Raw genomic sequence first — 17,862 nt, forward strand, 5'->3', positions numbered from 1 at the left:
CATTCATAACAAAACGATTCTATCATGAATAAGCACAAGGTTAATAGGGAATTTCTATGACAAATACATAGTCATTACTTTTTCACTTGCAATGTAAGCGAATCCTCTTTTACACTACATTTTATATATGATAAATTTTCTTTCAGTTACATGAATACAAATACAGAAATTTCAATAAAGTGAAACTTTAATCCACGGGGGTTTTGTTCATCCCCCACTGACTATTAGCCCGCAAATAGTGGGATAATCCTCTTTTGGAACACTTTACTTCATTAAATATCTAATATGGGTACTCCACTTACACATGTCACTCTGATTGAAAACAGAAAATAGGGGATGAATATATGGAAAAGAAATTCATGCGAGAATCAAAAGCAATTAAAACAACACGTGTTTTTCCTAACGATTTAAATAATCACCAAACACTTTTCGGGGGGAAATTATTAGCAGAAATTGATAGTATAGCTTCAATTGCAGCTGCGAGACACAGCCGCAAACATTGCGTAACAGCATCTATCGATTCCGTTGATTTTTTAACTCCAATTCACCAAGCAGATTCTGTTTGTTATGAAGCATTCGTATGTTATACAGGAAAATCTTCAATGGAAGTTTTCGTAAAAGTAATTGCAGAGGATCTACTAGCAGGCGAGCGTAGAATGGCCGCAACGTGTTTCATTACATTTGTCGCATTAAAAGACGGAAAACCTTCATCTGTACCACAAGTAATCCCTGAAACAGAGGAAGAACATTGGCTACATACAACTGGTTCAGAGCGTGCAGAAAATAGAAAAAAAGGACGTTTAAAAAGTAAAGAAATGGCTGAAGTGTTAACTTTAAGTAAGCCTTGGAATATGTAACATTAGGATTTTATCTTATACATGCACAGGTTTTTTCTTCCTTGCATGTATTTTTTATTATAATAAAGTGTTACGCCTTAGCATTTTTATTCGATGCCTGTTTCCTAAAATCACCCATCAGCTTTTCCTTTATTTTGTTATACTATTAATGGTATATTAAATAATGTTCGTTTAAAAATAACCATAGTATGATTAAGTATATAAGGGATGGTGCGATAATGTCTATTGAGGTACCAATTTCAATACCAAAAACGTTAATTATTATTCCAGCGTATAACGAGGAAGAAGCAATTGCAGATACATTAACAAGATTATTAGAACTAAAACAGCATTTTACAGCATTAAGCATTTGCGTTATTAATGATGGATCAAAAGATAAAACAGCTCAAATCGTAAAAGATTTCCCTGTTCATCTTGTTAATTTACCATACAATCTAGGTATCGGTTCAGCTGTACAAACTGGATATAAATACGCTTATGAGAACGGATATGATATTGCGATTCAGTTCGATGCTGATGGACAACATAATCCTGATGATTTATACAAAATCATACAGCCTATTGCCGAGGATCAATGCGATATGGTGCTTGGTTCACGTTTTACAGAAAAAACAGCATATAAAGGTAGTATTTCCCGAAGAATCGGTATTTTTTATTTTACCGCTCTATTGAAAGTACTAACAAAACAAACATTTATGGATCCAACTTCTGGGTATCGTGCTATCAATCGAGAAGTAATTAAGATTTTTGCACACAATTATCCAAAAGATTATCCGGAGCCAGAAGTCCTTATTCATTTAAAAAAGAAAAAACTTCGCATTAATGAAATATCTGTAAATATGCAAGAGCGACAAGGTGGACAATCTTCCATCACTCCCCTTAAATCTGCATATTACATGGTTAAGGTAAGTCTTGCTATATTGATGCAAAAAATCGTGAAAGGTTGATAATAAATGCATATAATTACCTTTTCATTTATCTTTATTTTATTACTATTCTTCTTAATTATTAATTCCATTCGTCGTGGGACTTTAGAAACAAAATATGCTATTTTATGGATTTTTGTTTGTGTTGCAATGGCTATTTTAAGTTCTACGGATAAAATTATAAATTGGATTGGAAAACTATTAAAAGTAGAATATCCTCCGTCCATTTTATTCTTATTCGGACTATTATTCTGTTTTATTTTAATTTTTGACCTAACGAGAAAAATCTCTAAATTACACCATCAACTTGTAACATTAACGCAAGATTATGCTTTATTAAAGCAAAAGTTAAAAATAAAGGATAAAGAGTAAGATTCATCCATTAGAACTTATCTTTCAAAAATCTAACATTAAAAAAGCCTCTTAATTTCATCTTGACAATCAAGAGGCTTTTTTATAAATTTAATCGTTTTTAAACATACATTTGTTCGCTCTCCTTACATCCTACTCGCTATTTAAACTATAGCAAGCTACTCCATGTAGCGATATAAATAACCAATAATTATATTATTGATCAAAACCTCCAGTAATAGACTTACCTTTTATCCACAGTATAAAGCTTCGCACGAAATAACTACCTTTTATCCACATTATAAATAATATAAAAAGTTGATTTACAAAGTTTATATGCGGTAAACTTATACAGATGTTCTTGTTCTTACTTTTAACCTTTAAGACCGAATATTTTGGTCTATTACAAAAATAAAAAATATATTTAGAAGGGTTTTATTATGCAAAAATCAATTGCTAAAAATATTATATACAAAATTTTATTAAACGTTTTCAATGTCATACTTCCAATTCTTGTTGGCCCCTATGCTTATCGTACACTAGGTGCCTCTTCGATGGGAAAAGTGAACTTCTCTGAAACAATTTTTACTTACTTCTTTATTTTTGCTGTATTCGGCATTCATCAATATGGATTAAGAGAAATTAGTGCAATTAAAGATAATAAAAAGAAGTCTGAACAATTATTTACTAGTTTATTTATATTAAGTATCTTTACGAATTTATTAACATTTGGGGCATACTTACTATTTAGTTACTTCGGATATGCGGACAAAGGATTGTTTTATATCCTCCTTATATTCGGATTTAACTTTATTGCAAATATTTTTTATGTAGAATGGTTAAATGAAGCCTACGAAAATTTCGACTTTATTACATTGAAAACCATCATTGTAAAATTAATTTACGTCGTAATGCTCTTTATCTTTGTACAAACTTCTCAAGATTTTTATCAATTTACAGGACTATTAGTACTTTCTAATTTCTTAAACAATATTATTAGTTACGTATATATAAGGCGTACTGTAAAATTTGATTTTTCAAATATCACTATCAAAAAACATTTAAAACCATTATTATTAATTGCCATTTTTTCAAATGCACATATACTTTATACTCATTTGGATCGCTTCTTCCTTGGAGAATACGTAGGTGAAAAATATGTTTCCTTCTATGTAATGGCTTTTCAAATTATGTCTATTATTAACTTACTCATGTTAAGCGTTATACAAGTAACCTTACCAAGACTTTCTTACTTATCTGAAAGTGATGATGGAAAAGCATACGATAAATTATTAAATACAATATCTCAACTTTATTTCATTACCTTATTCCCAGCAGCAATCGGACTTATCATTGTCTCGAATTTAATTGTTGTAATCTATGGTGGAGCACAATATGCAGCCGCTGGACCTACATTGGCTATTTTTTCTGTTTATATGGTTGTGTTAGGTATTCAATCCATTCTCGGAAACCAAATTATGTATATCAAACGTAAGGAACATATACTAGTACGTGCGCTATTAGTATTTGGGGTTATAAATATTATACTTAAAGTAATACTGCTGAAGTCCAATTTATTCACACCAACGACAGCAACTTTGACAACAACAATTGCAACTCTATTGCTTGTTGCGTATATATATTTTTATATCAGAAAATCCTTAAAGGTAAACTATCGTCTATTTACGATGGCCAACTTTAAATATTTATTATACTCCCTTACATTCTTACCAATTTCTTATGTAGTTCAACTATACGTGTCAGGAACAATTCCTTTATTTCTAGCATTAGTTTTCGCAAATGGACTTGCATATACTCTATTGTTATTCCTGACAAAAGATGAAATCTTATTCATGGCTCTTTCCAAATTTACATCCAAATTAAAAAAATCTTAAAGACGTAATAAAAAGCGACGTACCATTCACTCGTGAATAGCACGTCGCTTTTCTGATTTTTAACCTTATAAAAACTATTCTCATTGTAATATATCAACATTGAGTTGCATTCCAATTACTTTTTCAGTAAACTTTTCGCAATTATACGTGTCAGAAGGCCTTTATCCATCAATGAAACAGAACAAAACTTAGGAGAAAACAGTATTTTTATATTCCATAAACCATGATGCGTTCCTTTCAGAATCATATCAAGCCATAGAAATTGAAATACTTGTTTAATATTTTGATCCTCTCTGTTGGCCTTACAATATTGTTCTTCTAATTGGCGTTTTACTTCTAGTAGTTCTTCTTTTGTTAATGTATTCCTTGCATATGGTACACGATCAAATTCAATTCCAATGCGAGATAGAGCCTCTGTAGAAATCTTTGCGGCCATAACCTCTTGATCAGAAGCATTAAGACTACTTACACTTGTTTCTGACCATCGATAATTCAATAGTGGTTCCTCTAAGTTAACTACCTTATACTTCTCACTTAGTCTCTGGAACAACTCATAATCTTCAGCATGTAAATAATTCAAATCATAGTAAATGTTATTTTCTTTTAAAAATTCCGTACGCATCATCACAGATGGATGAATCATACAGCTTCGAACATATAAACAATTTCTAATTAAATCTGGTGAACCTGAAATTTGCCACGGTTTTCGATTCTGATCTATAACCTTAACGCCAGTTCCACAAACCGCAACATCAGGGTGCTTCTCCATATACTGCAATTGAATTTCTAGACGTTTTGGATCTGCTATATCATCACAATCCATCCTAGCAATATACTCTCCTGTTGCTAAATCGATTCCTTTATTTAACGTTTTAATCAATCTTAAATTTTCTTCATTTGTCACTATTCTTATTCGTGCGTCATTATAAGAATTCAAAATCTCCATACTACTATCTGTTGATCCATCGTTTATAATCAGCAATTCAAAATTTGTAAAAGTTTGGTTTAAAATACTATCAACAGACTCTCTTAAGTATTTCTCACCATTATATACAGGCATTAGCACCGTAATTTTAGGCATCGTTGACCTCCAAAAAAAGATTTTAAATTTTTTCATATTATATAATAGATACTTTACACCATTCAAGAAAGGCTCCTCACCTTTCCATTTAAATCGAATACATCTATTTCCCATATATATAACCTGTATCCTGTAAACCACAAATATGAAATTCTTTGTATTTTTCCAGTGTATTTTTCATAATTGTCTTCACTTAGTATAACAGGTTCCCTTATTAAATATAGCATCTCTACAAATTCTTTCATCAACTTATCCAGTAACCTAATCAGTGTCAATATACTTATTTTTTATTTATTCGTTCCGGTATGTATTAACGCATTGTTCCAATTAATGAATTCCTCCTGTACACCTATAAAAACATAATAACCAAGCCGATCTTCTGTATTTTATCCATAAAGATCTGGAAAATGAATAATGTACCTTTTTGAAAGGATAGCATTATACTCAAGAATTTAGTATCATGATTCAAGGTACTATTTCAAGTTGGACGGAGGATACTATGAGCTTATTAACAGTAGAAAAACTAGGCCATACATTTGGCGATCGCACATTATTTAAAGATGTATCCATGCGTTTACTAGCAGGAGAACATGTCGGATTAGTCGGTGCAAACGGTGTTGGTAAATCAACATTTATGAATATTATTACTGGTCAACTTATCCATGATGAAGGCCGTGTAGAATGGACACCTGGTACAAATTACAGTTACTTAGACCAGCATACAATTTTAACACCTGGTCGCACAATTCGTGATGTATTAGCTGACGCGTTTTTACCTTTATTTGAAAAAGAAAAAGCTTTAAATGAAGTTGCAGAAAAAATGGGAACGGCAACACCGGAAGAATTAGAGGACCTTCTTGAGCAGATGGCAGAAATCCAAGATGCTCTCGAAGCAGGTGGTTTCTATTTACTAGATATGAAAATCGAAGAGGCAGCAAGAGGTCTTGGAATTGATGCAATCGGTTTAGATCGTGATGTTTCAGCACTAAGTGGTGGACAACGTACAAAAGTATTACTTGCAAAGCTATTACTTGAGCAACCAGAAGTGTTATTACTCGATGAGCCTACTAACTATTTAGACGTTGAACATATTCATTGGTTAACTAATTATTTAAAAGAATATCCACATGCATTCTTATTAATTTCTCATGATACGGAATTTATGAACAAATGCGTTGATGTTATTTTCCATCTAGAATTTACAAAAATGACGCGCTATACAGCGACATACGAAAAATTCCTAGAGTTAGCCGAAATTAATAAAAATCAACATATAAATGCTTATGAAAAACAGAAAGAGTTTATTAAAAAGCAGGAAGACTTTATTGCAAAGAACAAAGCTCGTTATTCAACGACAGGTCGTGCAAAAAGTCGTCAAAAACAACTTGATCGTATGGAGCGTATTGATCGTCCTGAAACAGCAATTAAGCCAGAGTTCTCATTTAAAGAGTGTCGTGCAAGTAGCCGTTTCGTCTTTGAAGGTGAAGATGTAGAAATCGGATATACACATCCATTATTACCAAAACTAACAATGACAATTGAACGCGGTGAAAAAATTGCTATCGTTGGATGTAATGGTGTCGGTAAATCAACATTACTAAAAACAATTTTAGGAAAAATTAAACCTTTAAGCGGTAAAACGAGTCTTGGTGACTTCTTAGAGCCTGCATACTTTGAGCAAGAAGTAAAAGCGGATAATATAACACCAATTGATGATGTTTGGAACACATTCCCTAGCATGGACCAACATCAAATTCGTGCAATGTTAGCGAAATGCGGATTAAAAAATGAGCATATCTCTCGCCCGCTAAATCAATTAAGTGGTGGCGAACAAGCAAAAGTTCGTTTATGTAAGTTAATGGGTGAAGAAAGTAACTGGATCCTATTCGATGAGCCAACAAACCATCTTGATGTTACAGCAAAGGAAGAACTTCAAAAAGCTCTGAAAGCATATAAAGGGACAATCCTTCTTGTATGTCACGAACCAGAATTTTATGAAGGCTGGATAACAAAAACTTGGAACATAGAAGAATGGGCACAAAACAAAAAATAATATACATGGGATAATTAACCATGATTTTATGATATACTATACTTTGCGTGACGACATCTTATTCTGTTGTCACGCTTTTTATAGAGACAAGATTTTATTTACGCTGGAGGCAATAATATGCTTTTTAATTCTTATGAATTCATGCTTTATTTCTTACCTGTAGCAGTAATTGGATATTTTATATTGCAAAAATTCAATCAAAACATTGCGAAAATTTTCTTAGTGGGCATGTCCCTCTACTTTTACGCATATTTTGAAGCGAAATATCTATTACTAATAGGAGTTTCATTATTTACAAACGCCTTTATAGGCCAACAAATCATACAAAAAACGAATAAAAAAACTCGAAAAATATTATTGACAGTTGGCTTAATATTTAACATTTCATTGCTAGGGTATTTCAAATATTCTGATTTCTTCTTAGACAATATAAATACTATATTTGGAACTGATATACCTTTATTAAAGCTGCTATTGCCTTTAGGAATTAGTTTTATCACCTTCCAAAAGATAGGTTTTTTAGTAGATTGTTATAAGAGAGAATTAACAAAGTTTAACTTTATTGATTTTTGCTTATTCGTAACGTTTTTCCCGCAACTTATTGCAGGACCAATTGTCCATCATAGTAAGGTTCTACCTCAATTCCAGGATGAATCCAAGAGAAAGTTGAACGTTGAGAATATTGCAAAAGGCCTTTATATATTCGGAATCGGCCTTACTAAAAAAGTAGTAATTGCTGACTCACTAGCACAATGGGCTGATTTTGGCTTTAGCAACGTAAATCAACTATCTACGACTGATGCATGGATTTCATCGCTTGCATATACATTACAACTGTATTTTGATTTTAGTGGATATTGTGATATGGCAATAGGTGCCGCGCTGTTATTCAATATTACATTACCAACTAACTTCTTCTCTCCTTATAAATCTTTAAGTATTCAAGATTTTTGGAGACGCTGGCATATGACATTAGGGCGATTTTTCACTCAATATGTATATATTCCACTAGGGGGCAGTCGTAAGGGACAAGTTCGAACTTATGTAAATTTATTTACAATCTTCCTTATTAGTGGTATTTGGCATGGCGCTGGATGGACATTTGTTATTTGGGGCGTTTTACACGGATTGGCTATTGTAATACACCGATTATTTAAAAACTTAGGTGGAAAAATGCCTAAAGTATTCGCATGGATCTTAACAATGGGATTTGTTCATGTAACGTGGGTATTTTTCAGAGCAACTTCAGTAGAAGATGCATTAACTATGTTAAATCGCATGTTCAATGTAAATTACTTGCACCTCCAAACAGCACTTATCCAATTCCGTCCAGAAACATTAACCGGTGTTTCTACATTGGATAATTTAATTTATTCAATCGCTAATTTATTCCCATTCCAAGTAACTGGTAGTCAATTTAACTTCCAAACTATCTTATACCTAGCAATTGGAATGGTTATTGTATTATTTACGAAAAATTCTATAGAAAAATTAGAATCTTTTCGTCCAAAACCGATTTATGCTCTTGCATTAGCTAGCATGTTTATACTGTCTTTAATGTATTTAAATCGTGTAAGTTCATTCTTATACTTTAATTTCTAATAACCGTAGGTGAAAAATATGTATAAGCGTTTTATATGTTGGTTTATTATATTCCTATTCATTTTATCTGGAATAGTTTGCTCTATTGTCTATAAGCTTGATCCATTGTACGTATATAAATTTAAGAAAAATGATTATTTTTATGCTACTGAACGCTATCAAATGCCTGGACTTGTTAAAAATATGGATTATGATACTTTATTTGTAGGAACTTCTATGGGTAGAAATTTCCTTGAACCTGATGTTGATAAATTACTTCATACTACAAGCTTTAACGGCTCTCTTCCAGGTTCAACAGCAAGGGAACAAAATATGACAGCTCAGTTAGCTACGCATTCAAAAACTGTTAAAAACATTATTTGGGAGCTTAATTTATATTCATTCTCTGGAAAACCTGAATGGGTATCAGAAGGAACTTCACCGTTCCCAACTTACATGTATGATACAAATAAATTGAATGATATCCAATATTTTCTTAGCCCATATTCTCGAAAAACGGCATTACAGAACATGAAATTAAATTTAGATCCAACAAAATCTCCACAGGATCCTCATTGGCTATATAAATTTGGAGATGACGAGCCAAAATTCTCAGTAGATATAGCCAAAAAGGTTGTCGATGGAACACCGCATCAACCAATCATTGAGGGTTGGTATCATGAACAAATGCTTAAATCTTTTGATTCTAATATTATTGAACTTGTAAAACAAAACCCGGAAGTACAGTTTACATTTTTCTATGCACCGTATCCAGTAACATATCACGTAGTTATGGATAAAAACGATCCAAAGCATACAGAAGAAAATATGTTATTTAAGAAAGAAGTATACAATAAATTAAAAGAACTAAAAAATGTAAAACTCTATGATTTCCAAGATCAAAAAGAAGTTACGTATAATCTTTCTAATTATATGTCCGATCAAACGCACTATTACAGATATATAAATGATTGGATTGTAAAACAATTAGCGACAATTGAGCCTATTACTAATAAAAATGATTATGACCAAAGGCTAACTGATTTCTCTAATGAAATAAAGAATTTCGATACTTCTAAACTAATAAATTCAGATGAAAGACCTAAATAATAAAAAGGGCCCATTACAAATGGTGCCCTTTTTATCTTGGCAATTTATTTCTGTTTTAATTTCGCGCATTGTAATACTCAGTTAACCTTAACCTAAAATCTGTTAGTTCGTCGTAACTTTTTAAATTAGCTAACATCCCTCTAATGACTGGAATCCTTGGATTTGATAACCGTATTTCAGCCTCTAAAACATCTAGCGTAACAAGCAATTCATCATTTTCTAATTGATCAGCTAATGTTCGTTTAAATACAATAATTTCACTTAAAAAATGTTCCTTCACCTGTTCCTTAATAAGCTCGGAACTGCAAAGAAATTCTCCAAGTCTCTCTTCATGTAGAACAGGTTCCTCCGAAGATTCTAGAAGCCCCTCTACTAAATTGTCTATCCTTTTTAAAATAAAAGCTGAGACATAGGACAAATCAATTTCTGGCGTATTTATAATAATTAATTGTAAATAACCGTGGCATATCCCTTCCACCATAATTACCAAATCTAATAAGTATGAACTGATCTTTTCACCATAAATAGACAGTAGGCTATTCCGATAAAATGCATGAGATTCTAACTTCATCCGCACCATAAACTCTTCTACTTCTTTATTAAATGGAATGGCATTTTCTCTTGCATGCATAATAATAAATTCTTTATGTTTTTGCACATCAGTAAACTGAAAATATAATTGTTTTTCAAATTTTTCACGTGGTAATAACGATTCTTTTTCAATATCCAGCATTTTCTTTTGGATTTTGTCATAATAATATCGAAGTGTTGCTAATAAAAGCTCATCTTTCGATTTAAAATACAAATAAAAAGCCCCTTTTGATATCCCACAAGCTGTGACAATTTCTTGTACTGACGTTGCATTTACACCCTTAGTCGCAAATAACTTCATAGCCATCTCTATAATTAAGCGCTCTTTTTCTTTCATATCTTCTCTCCTAAACTTAATTTCGCATCTTATGTAAATTTAAATTCAATTTAATTTTATATTAGCAAGTAGCAAGATCACTACCCAAAAATTTAGCGAGACAAAATTCTTTTCGAGGCCTACTATCTATATAGAAGCTCAATTAATAAAAGCTAATGATTCAGTAAGGACCAGTAAAAAATCTCTCCCCTTACAGTTTCACTTTATTATACCATCCCTTTTCATTGACGACTGACCAATCAGTCAGTTATATTATGTATTAGACTGACCAGTTGGTCAATACAATAAAAAGGGAGCGCAAACATGAACAAACTTATCAATTTCTCGTTAAAAAATAAGTTCGCGGTTTGGCTACTAACCATTATTGTTACCATTGCAGGCATTTATTCTGGGATGAATATGAAGTTAGAAACAATTCCTGATATTACAACGCCTATTGTAACAGTAACTACGGTTTATCCTGGTGCTACACCAGAAGAAGTAGCTGATAAAATTTCAAAACCAATGGAAGAGCAACTCCAAAATTTAAGCGGTGTAAACGTTGTTAGTTCATCATCTTATCAAAACGCATCTTCTATTCAGGTAGAATATGATTTTGATAAAAATATGGAAAAAGCCGAAACGGAAATTAAAGAATCGCTCGCAAACGTGAAACTGCCAGAAGGTGTGAAAGACCCGAAAGTCTCACGAGTAAACTTTAATGCCTTTCCTGTTATTTCATTAAGCGTAGCGAGTAAAAATGAATCTTTAGCTGCCTTAACAGAAAATGTAGAAAAAAATGTTGTTCCTGGATTAAAAGGACTTGATGGTGTCGCATCTGTTCAAATCGCAGGTCAACAAGTAGACGAAGTACAGCTTGTCTTCAAAAAAGATAAGATGAAAGAATTAGGTTTAAGTGAAGATACTGTAAAAAATATGGTTAAAGGTTCGGACGTATCGTTACCACTTGGCTTATATACATTTAAAGATACGGAAAAATCAGTTGTTGTCGATGGTAACATTACAACAATTAAAGCATTAAAAGAATTAAAAATTCCAGCTATCCCTTCATCACCGAATGGTCAAGGTAGCCAAGCACCACAGATGAATCCGGCCGCTATGAACGGCATGCCAACGGTTACATTAGAGGAGATTGCTGATATTAAAGAAGTTGGAAAAGCAGAATCCATTTCTCGAACGAATGGAAAAGAAGCAATCGGTATTCAAATTGTGAAGGCTGCTGATGCGAATACAGTTGATGTTGTAAATGCAGTTAAAGATAAAGTGAAGGACCTTGAGAAAAAATATAAAGACTTAGAGATTATTTCAACATTCGATCAAGGTGCGCCTATTGAAAAATCAGTCGAAACAATGCTTAGCAAAGCTATTTTCGGTGCTATCTTTGCGATTGTTATTATTATGTTGTTCCTGCGAAACATTCGAACAACACTAATCTCTGTCGTTTCTATACCACTTTCTTTATTAATTGCAGTTTTAGTAATAAAACAAATGGATATTACCCTTAACATTATGACACTTGGAGCAATGACAGTTGCTATTGGACGCGTTGTTGATGACTCAATTGTTGTTATTGAAAATATTTACCGACGTATGTCTTTATCAGAAGAGAAATTACGTGGGAAAGATTTAATTCGTGAAGCTACGAAAGAAATGTTTATCCCGATTATGTCTTCTACAATTGTAACAATCGCTGTATTCTTACCTCTTGGGCTTGTAAAGGGTATGATTGGTGAAATGTTCTTACCATTTGCTTTAACAATTGTTTTTGCCCTACTTGCTTCCTTACTTGTGGCAGTTACAATTGTGCCGATGCTAGCACATTCCTTATTTAAGAAGGAAAGCATGAGAGAAAAAGAAGTACATCATGAGGAAAAACCAAGCAAATTAGCAAACGGCTATAAACGTATACTTGAATGGGCGTTAAACCATAAAATTATTACATCAAGTATCACAGTCCTCCTATTAGTAGGCAGCCTTGCACTTGTACCAATCATCGGTGTCAGCTTCTTACCATCTGAAGAAGAAAAAATGATTATCGCAACGTACAAACCTGAGCCAGGTCAAACGTTAGACGACGTTGAAAAAATTGCAACGAAAGCTGAAAAGCATTTCCAAGATAAAAAAGACGTCAAAACGATTCAATTCTCATTAGGCGGCGAAAACCCAATGAGCCCTGGTCAAACAAATCAAGCGATGTTCTTCGTTCAATATGATAACGATACGAAAAACTTTGAAAAAGAGAAAGAACAAGTCGTTAAAGATTTACAAAAGATGTCTGGAAAAGGTGAATGGAAAAACCAAGATTTCGGAGCAGGTGGCGGTAGTAACGAAATTAAGCTATACGTTTATGGAGATAGCTCTGAAGAAATTAAGCCTGTCGTGAAAGACATTCAAAATATCATGAAGAAAAATAAAGATTTAAAAGACATAGACTCTAGTGTTGCAAAAACATATGCAGAATATACTTTAGTCGCTGATCAAGAAAAGTTAAGTAAAATGGGGCTAACTGCTGCTCAAATTGGAATGGGACTTTCTAATCAACATGACCGCCCTGTTCTTACAACAATTAAAAAAGATAATAAAGATATAAATGTATATGTAGAAACTGAAAAACAAAACTATGAAACGATCGATGACTTAACAAATCGTAAAATTACAACACCACTTGGTAATGAAGTTGCTGTTAAAGATGTTATGACTGTAAAAGAAGGTGAAACTTCTAACACAGTAACACATCGTGATGGCCGTGTTTATGCGGAAGTTAGTGCAAAACTAACATCTGATGACGTTTCAAAAGCATCTGCCGCTGTTCAAAAAGAAGTAGATAAAATGGATCTTCCTTCTGGTATAGATGTTTCTATGGGTGGTGTTACACAAGATATTCAAGAATCATTCAAACAACTTGGCTTAGCGATGTTAGCTGCGATTGCCATTGTATACTTCGTTCTTGTTGTTACATTTGGCGGTGCCCTTGCACCATTCGCAATTTTATTCTCGCTACCATTCACAATCATTGGTGCACTCGTTGCCTTATTAATCTCTGGCGAAACGTTAAGCGTATCTGCGATGATTGGGGCTCTTATGCTAATTGGTATCGTTGTAACGAACGCAATCGTGCTCATTGACCGTGTTATTCATAAAGAAAATGACGGCCTATCAACACGTGAAGCATTATTAGAAGCTGGTACAACACGCCTGCGTCCTATCTTAATGACTGCAATTGCAACAATCGGGGCTCTTATCCCGCTTGCATTAGGATTTGAGGGTAGCGGCTTAATTTCTAAAGGACTTGGCGTAACAGTAATTGGTGGATTAACAAGTTCAACGTTATTAACACTTTTTATTGTTCCAATCGTTTATGAAGCATTAAGCAAATTTAAAAAGAAAAAAGTAAAATAAAAAAATAACCTCGCTGACTGCGAGGTTATTTTTTATTCCCAAACAAGATTAGGAAATCACCATATCCTTCTTTTCCTAAATCTTCTTTTTGAATAAAGCGTAGCGCTGCCGAATTAATACAATAACGAAGGCCGTTTTGTCCTGGGCCGTCTGGAAATACATGCCCAAGATGTGAATCTCCTTCTTTACTTCTCACTTCCGTACGCGTCATATTATGGCTAACATCCATTTTTTCTTTCACACTAGCTGACATAACTGGTTTCGTAAAACTCGGCCATCCACAGCCGCTATCGAACTTATCGAAAGAAGTAAATAATGGTTCCCCCGAAACAATATCTACATAAAGCCCTTCTTCTTTATGATTCCAATACTCATTTTGAAAAGGCGGTTCTGTCCCATTTTCCTGTGTTACATAAAACTGCATCTCGTTTAATCTTTCTTTTAAATGAGCATTATTCTTTGGCCAATGTTGTTTAATAAAAGCATCTCGACCTGAGCCTTTACGATATAACTCATAGCGAAATGTATTCTTCTTATAATATCCTTGGTGATATTCTTCAGCTGGATAAAACGTAGCAGCTGGCAATATTTTTGTCGCAATTGGCTTCGAAAAATGCCCACTTTTCTCGAGCTCTTCTTTTGAAGCCTCTGCCTTTTTATGTTGTTCTTCATTATGATAAAAAATCACCGTTTCATAAGACTGTCCACGGTCGTGGAATTGTCCCCCTATATCAGTCGGGTCAATTTGTCTCCAATATATATTTAACAACTCTTCATACGGCATTTTATTTGCATCAAATGTAATTTGTACTGCTTCATAATGCCCAGTTGTTTCCGAGCACACTTCTTTATACGTTGGATCCTCTTTATGGCCACCTGTATAGCCTGAAACAACCTGTATAATCCCTTCCATCTCTTCAAATGGCGAAACCATACACCAGAAACACCCTCCGGCAAACGTAGCTAACTCTATCTTTTCATTTACAGCCATTATTTCACCCCTATTCTATCTTCTCCTTACAGTATGGCATAAGGAACGTCATGTTATAAAAGAAAAAGCATCGAACATCGATGCTTTTTCTTTACTTCACTTTATTTTTTTCCAACGTCCTTCTCCATTTCATCACTTGTCACATCTAAGACATCTAATAAGAAAATGAAGATTGGAATACCGATAATAAGTCCCCACACACCTAAGAAATGCTCAGAGAAAATTAATATCATAAATGTGTAGAAGATTGGTAAGTTTGTTTTTTGAGACATAAACTTCGGATTTAATACATAGCTCTCAAGTGCATGAATTACTGTTACGATAACTACAATATAAACGACATACATAATACCGCCAATATTGTAAGCAATCATACAGAGTGGGAATAACGAGATAATAACACCCGCCACTGGAATTAAACCAAGCAAGAAAATCATTAACGCTAAACCTAGTAATTGCGGGAATCCTAATATCCATAATGCAATAACAGATAAAACACAGTTAACAATTGCAATTAAAAATTGTGCTTCGATTACTTTTCCGAATGAACGTGCAAATTTCTTTCCGAAATACTCTATTTCGTTATAGAAAATTGCAAGTCGGCTTTCTTTAAATTTCGAAGTAAAAGCAACGATACGTGCTTTTTCAAGTAAGAAAAATAAGCTTAAAATTACAGAAAGTAAAACTTGAAGGCCAAATTTCCCAACATTCGTAATAGATTTATACAAAATGTCTACGCCTTGCCCCACATATTTAGAAAGCTCCATATGATTAACAGCATTAACTGCATACTTAATTAATTCACTATCAGGTGGATTTCTTAAAAATACATTAAATTGATAAATCAATTGTGAAATTTGTATTGTTAATACCGGTAAATATTTAAATAGCGTAATGGCAATTCCTGCCACCAACATTACATATAAAAGCGCTATAATAATTTTTCGATTAATTGGCATGAAATGATCTAATTTACGAGAAATAAACTTTTGGAATCGATCCATTAAATACGTCAACATAAACGTAATTAAAATTAAATTTAACATACTTTGCATCCCATACAATATGAGAGCAAGTAATACTAATACGATTAACCTCTGAAATCCTTTGCTTTGAAACAGGTTTTTTATTTGCATAATCGACGAGTACTCTCTCCTGTCCTATAAAGTAAAACGTTAACAAGTAGATCTCTCTCTATCCTCTACTTATAATTATCCTTTAATATTAAAGCCATTGCGAGCAATTTATATTCAACCCTAACCACCCGTTAATTGTGCTATATATTATGTTACTTCTTATTTTACAATACAATGACCTATTTCAGAACGCATTATACGTAGTATTAATGAAGATTTAAGGAAACTTTTATCCTTCAATAGGTCTTACCACTACTGTAACATAAAAAGCAAGCTATCAGTAGAAATCCGTCCTACAAATAACTTGCTTTTATATTTTTTTTAGTAAGTTTTATCATCCAATAAACGGCATGAACATTGGAATAACCACCACTGTTACGACACCAACCACTGTCACAGCGATACTGGCCATAGCTGCTTCTACTTCACCCATTTCGATACCTACTGCAACCCCTAACGCATGTCCTGCTGTTCCAAGCGCTAAACCTTTAGCAATCGGATGTTTAACTCTAAATGTTTTTAAGAATAAAGCTCCTAATGCGTATACGATAACAGCATTAAAGATAACTGCAAATGATGTAATTGCTGGAATACCACCGATACTTTCAGAGATTGGTAATGCAATTGCTGTTGTTGCTGCCTGCGGTAACATTGAGTTCATTACAGCTGTGTCTAGACCAATTGCTTTTGCGACAATGTACACAACAACCACTGAACAAATAGATCCAACCACAATAGCCGATAAAATTTGCCACCAATATTTTTTTAACTTATCAACTTGTTTATATAATGGAATTGCAAACGCGATTGTTGCTGGTTCTAAGAAGAAGCTAATCATTTTTCCGCCAGTATTATATTCTTCAAAAGTAAAGTTACCTACTTTTAGAAAGACAATCCCTAATACCATCGCTACGAATAATGGTGTGAATAAGAAGAATCCTTTTGAATGCTTAAATAATAATGTTCCGATTCCGTATGCGATTAATGAAACGACGATTCCGAAATATGGAGTCATTGTGCTTGCCATGTTCATTCCCTCCTAACAATATATACTAAATTGGTTACGCAACTTTTCCGTGCTTGCGTCCTTTATTTACTACTTTCAATTCTTTCGTATCTTCTATTTCTTTATCGTCTTTTCCTAAAATAAATTGTGCAAATAATCCTGTTACAGCGAGTAAAATAATTGTTGCGACAACAATTACAGTTAAAATTTGTACAAAATATTGTCCCATTACACCGAGAGAATTAATAACCGAAATACCTGATGGAACGAAAAGGAATCCGATAATACCTGTTAAAGCCGTTCCGAGTGATTCAACTTGTTCCAATTTAATAACTTTTAAACATAATAGGCTAAATAAAATAACCAATCCGATCACCGATGAAGGCATCGGAATTGGTAAATGCGTTGCAATAATATTAGAAACTAACATAATAGCTGAAAATATGAATGCTTGTGATAAGAAACTATATACTTTTTTCGTACTCATTTTGGCCACCTCTTTCGATTTGGTACCTTTATTGTATAAGATAAAAATAAAACTGTAAGCG

15 protein-coding genes and 1 pseudogene are annotated in these 17,862 nt (G+C 33.2%); 8 read left to right on the forward strand and 8 right to left on the reverse strand.

Annotated elements, in window-relative coordinates:
- The first annotated feature begins 344 nt into the window (after window positions 1–344).
- The 4 genes from QCI77_RS27460 to QCI77_RS27475 all read left to right on the forward strand — a co-directional run bounded on the left by QCI77_RS27460 (window position 345) and on the right by QCI77_RS27475 (window position 4,029).
- The gene (locus tag QCI77_RS27460; RefSeq protein WP_000412118.1) at window positions 345–857 is read left to right on the forward strand and encodes an acyl-CoA thioesterase; all 513 of its coding nucleotides are present in this window, start codon (window positions 345–347) and stop codon (window positions 855–857) included.
- 218 nt (window positions 858–1,075) lie between these two features.
- A complete protein-coding gene (locus QCI77_RS27465) occupies window positions 1,076–1,804 on the forward strand; it encodes a glycosyltransferase family 2 protein (protein WP_000021472.1) in 729 nt (242 codons plus the stop codon).
- Between the two features lie 6 nt (window positions 1,805–1,810).
- Window positions 1,811–2,155 (forward strand): DUF2304 domain-containing protein, encoded by a 345-nt coding sequence (locus QCI77_RS27470; protein WP_353825732.1) that lies wholly within the window; start codon window positions 1,811–1,813, stop codon window positions 2,153–2,155.
- Between the two features lie 419 nt (window positions 2,156–2,574).
- Window positions 2,575–4,029 carry an oligosaccharide flippase family protein gene (locus QCI77_RS27475; RefSeq protein ID WP_012262074.1) on the forward strand — a complete coding sequence of 485 codons (1,455 nt, stop codon included), beginning with the start codon at window positions 2,575–2,577 and terminating at the stop codon, window positions 4,027–4,029.
- Window positions 4,030–4,144: 115 nt separating this feature from the next.
- On the opposite strand, the gene QCI77_RS27480 is transcribed toward QCI77_RS27475, so the two are convergent.
- Window positions 4,145–5,110: a glycosyltransferase family 2 protein gene (locus QCI77_RS27480; protein WP_012262075.1), complete on the reverse strand. Its 966-nt coding sequence runs from the start codon at window positions 5,108–5,110 to the stop codon at window positions 4,145–4,147.
- 62 nt (window positions 5,111–5,172) lie between these two features.
- Window positions 5,173–5,358, reverse strand: coding sequence for a hypothetical protein (locus tag QCI77_RS27485; RefSeq protein WP_353825733.1), 186 nt, complete (start codon window positions 5,356–5,358; stop codon window positions 5,173–5,175).
- 251 nt (window positions 5,359–5,609) lie between these two features.
- Here QCI77_RS27485 and QCI77_RS27490 point away from each other — a divergent pair, with 251 nt between their 5' ends.
- From QCI77_RS27490 to QCI77_RS27500, 3 genes are all read left to right on the forward strand, one after another.
- Window positions 5,610–7,163, forward strand: coding sequence for an ABC-F family ATP-binding cassette domain-containing protein (locus QCI77_RS27490; RefSeq protein WP_002191340.1), 1,554 nt, complete (start codon window positions 5,610–5,612; stop codon window positions 7,161–7,163).
- A gap of 117 nt (window positions 7,164–7,280) precedes the next feature.
- A complete protein-coding gene (locus QCI77_RS27495) occupies window positions 7,281–8,765 on the forward strand; it encodes an MBOAT family O-acyltransferase (protein WP_002191341.1) in 1,485 nt (494 codons plus the stop codon).
- 18 nt (window positions 8,766–8,783) lie between these two features.
- A complete protein-coding gene (locus QCI77_RS27500; protein WP_012262077.1) occupies window positions 8,784–9,854 on the forward strand; it encodes a hypothetical protein in 1,071 nt (356 codons plus the stop codon).
- A gap of 55 nt (window positions 9,855–9,909) precedes the next feature.
- Here the strand turns inward: QCI77_RS27500 and QCI77_RS27505 are convergent, their stop codons facing one another.
- Complete coding sequence (locus QCI77_RS27505) at window positions 9,910–10,782, reverse strand: TetR/AcrR family transcriptional regulator (RefSeq protein ID WP_353825734.1); 873 nt, start codon at window positions 10,780–10,782, stop codon at window positions 9,910–9,912.
- Between the two features lie 303 nt (window positions 10,783–11,085).
- Here QCI77_RS27505 and QCI77_RS27510 point away from each other — a divergent pair, with 303 nt between their 5' ends.
- Window positions 11,086–14,181, forward strand: a complete 3,096-nt coding sequence (locus QCI77_RS27510) for an efflux RND transporter permease subunit (RefSeq protein ID WP_353825735.1) — start codon at window positions 11,086–11,088, stop codon at window positions 14,179–14,181.
- A 25-nt stretch (window positions 14,182–14,206) separates the two neighbouring features.
- Here the strand turns inward: QCI77_RS27510 and msrB are convergent, their stop codons facing one another.
- From msrB to lrgA, 5 genes and pseudogenes are all read right to left on the reverse strand, one after another.
- Window positions 14,207–14,659: a peptide-methionine (R)-S-oxide reductase MsrB gene (gene msrB, locus QCI77_RS30995; protein ID WP_372421061.1), complete on the reverse strand. Its 453-nt coding sequence runs from the start codon at window positions 14,657–14,659 to the stop codon at window positions 14,207–14,209.
- 45 nt (window positions 14,660–14,704) lie between these two features.
- Window positions 14,705–15,172: pseudogene (gene msrA / locus QCI77_RS31000) on the reverse strand (peptide-methionine (S)-S-oxide reductase MsrA); the annotation flags it as partial.
- A 101-nt stretch (window positions 15,173–15,273) separates the two neighbouring features.
- Entirely contained in the window at window positions 15,274–16,308 is a 1,035-nt protein-coding gene (locus tag QCI77_RS27520; protein WP_002016425.1) for an AI-2E family transporter, read from the reverse strand.
- 334 nt (window positions 16,309–16,642) lie between these two features.
- Window positions 16,643–17,335, reverse strand: a complete 693-nt coding sequence (gene lrgB / locus QCI77_RS27525; RefSeq protein ID WP_002191346.1) for an antiholin-like protein LrgB — start codon at window positions 17,333–17,335, stop codon at window positions 16,643–16,645.
- Between the two features lie 34 nt (window positions 17,336–17,369).
- Window positions 17,370–17,801 (reverse strand): antiholin-like murein hydrolase modulator LrgA, encoded by a 432-nt coding sequence (lrgA, locus tag QCI77_RS27530; RefSeq protein ID WP_000104908.1) that lies wholly within the window; start codon window positions 17,799–17,801, stop codon window positions 17,370–17,372.
- Between the last annotated feature and the right edge of the window lie 61 nt (window positions 17,802–17,862).

The sequence above is a fragment of the Bacillus cereus group sp. MG9 genome, from assembly GCF_040459995.1.
In the GTDB taxonomy this organism is placed as follows: domain Bacteria; phylum Bacillota; class Bacilli; order Bacillales; family Bacillaceae_G; genus Bacillus_A; species Bacillus_A mycoides.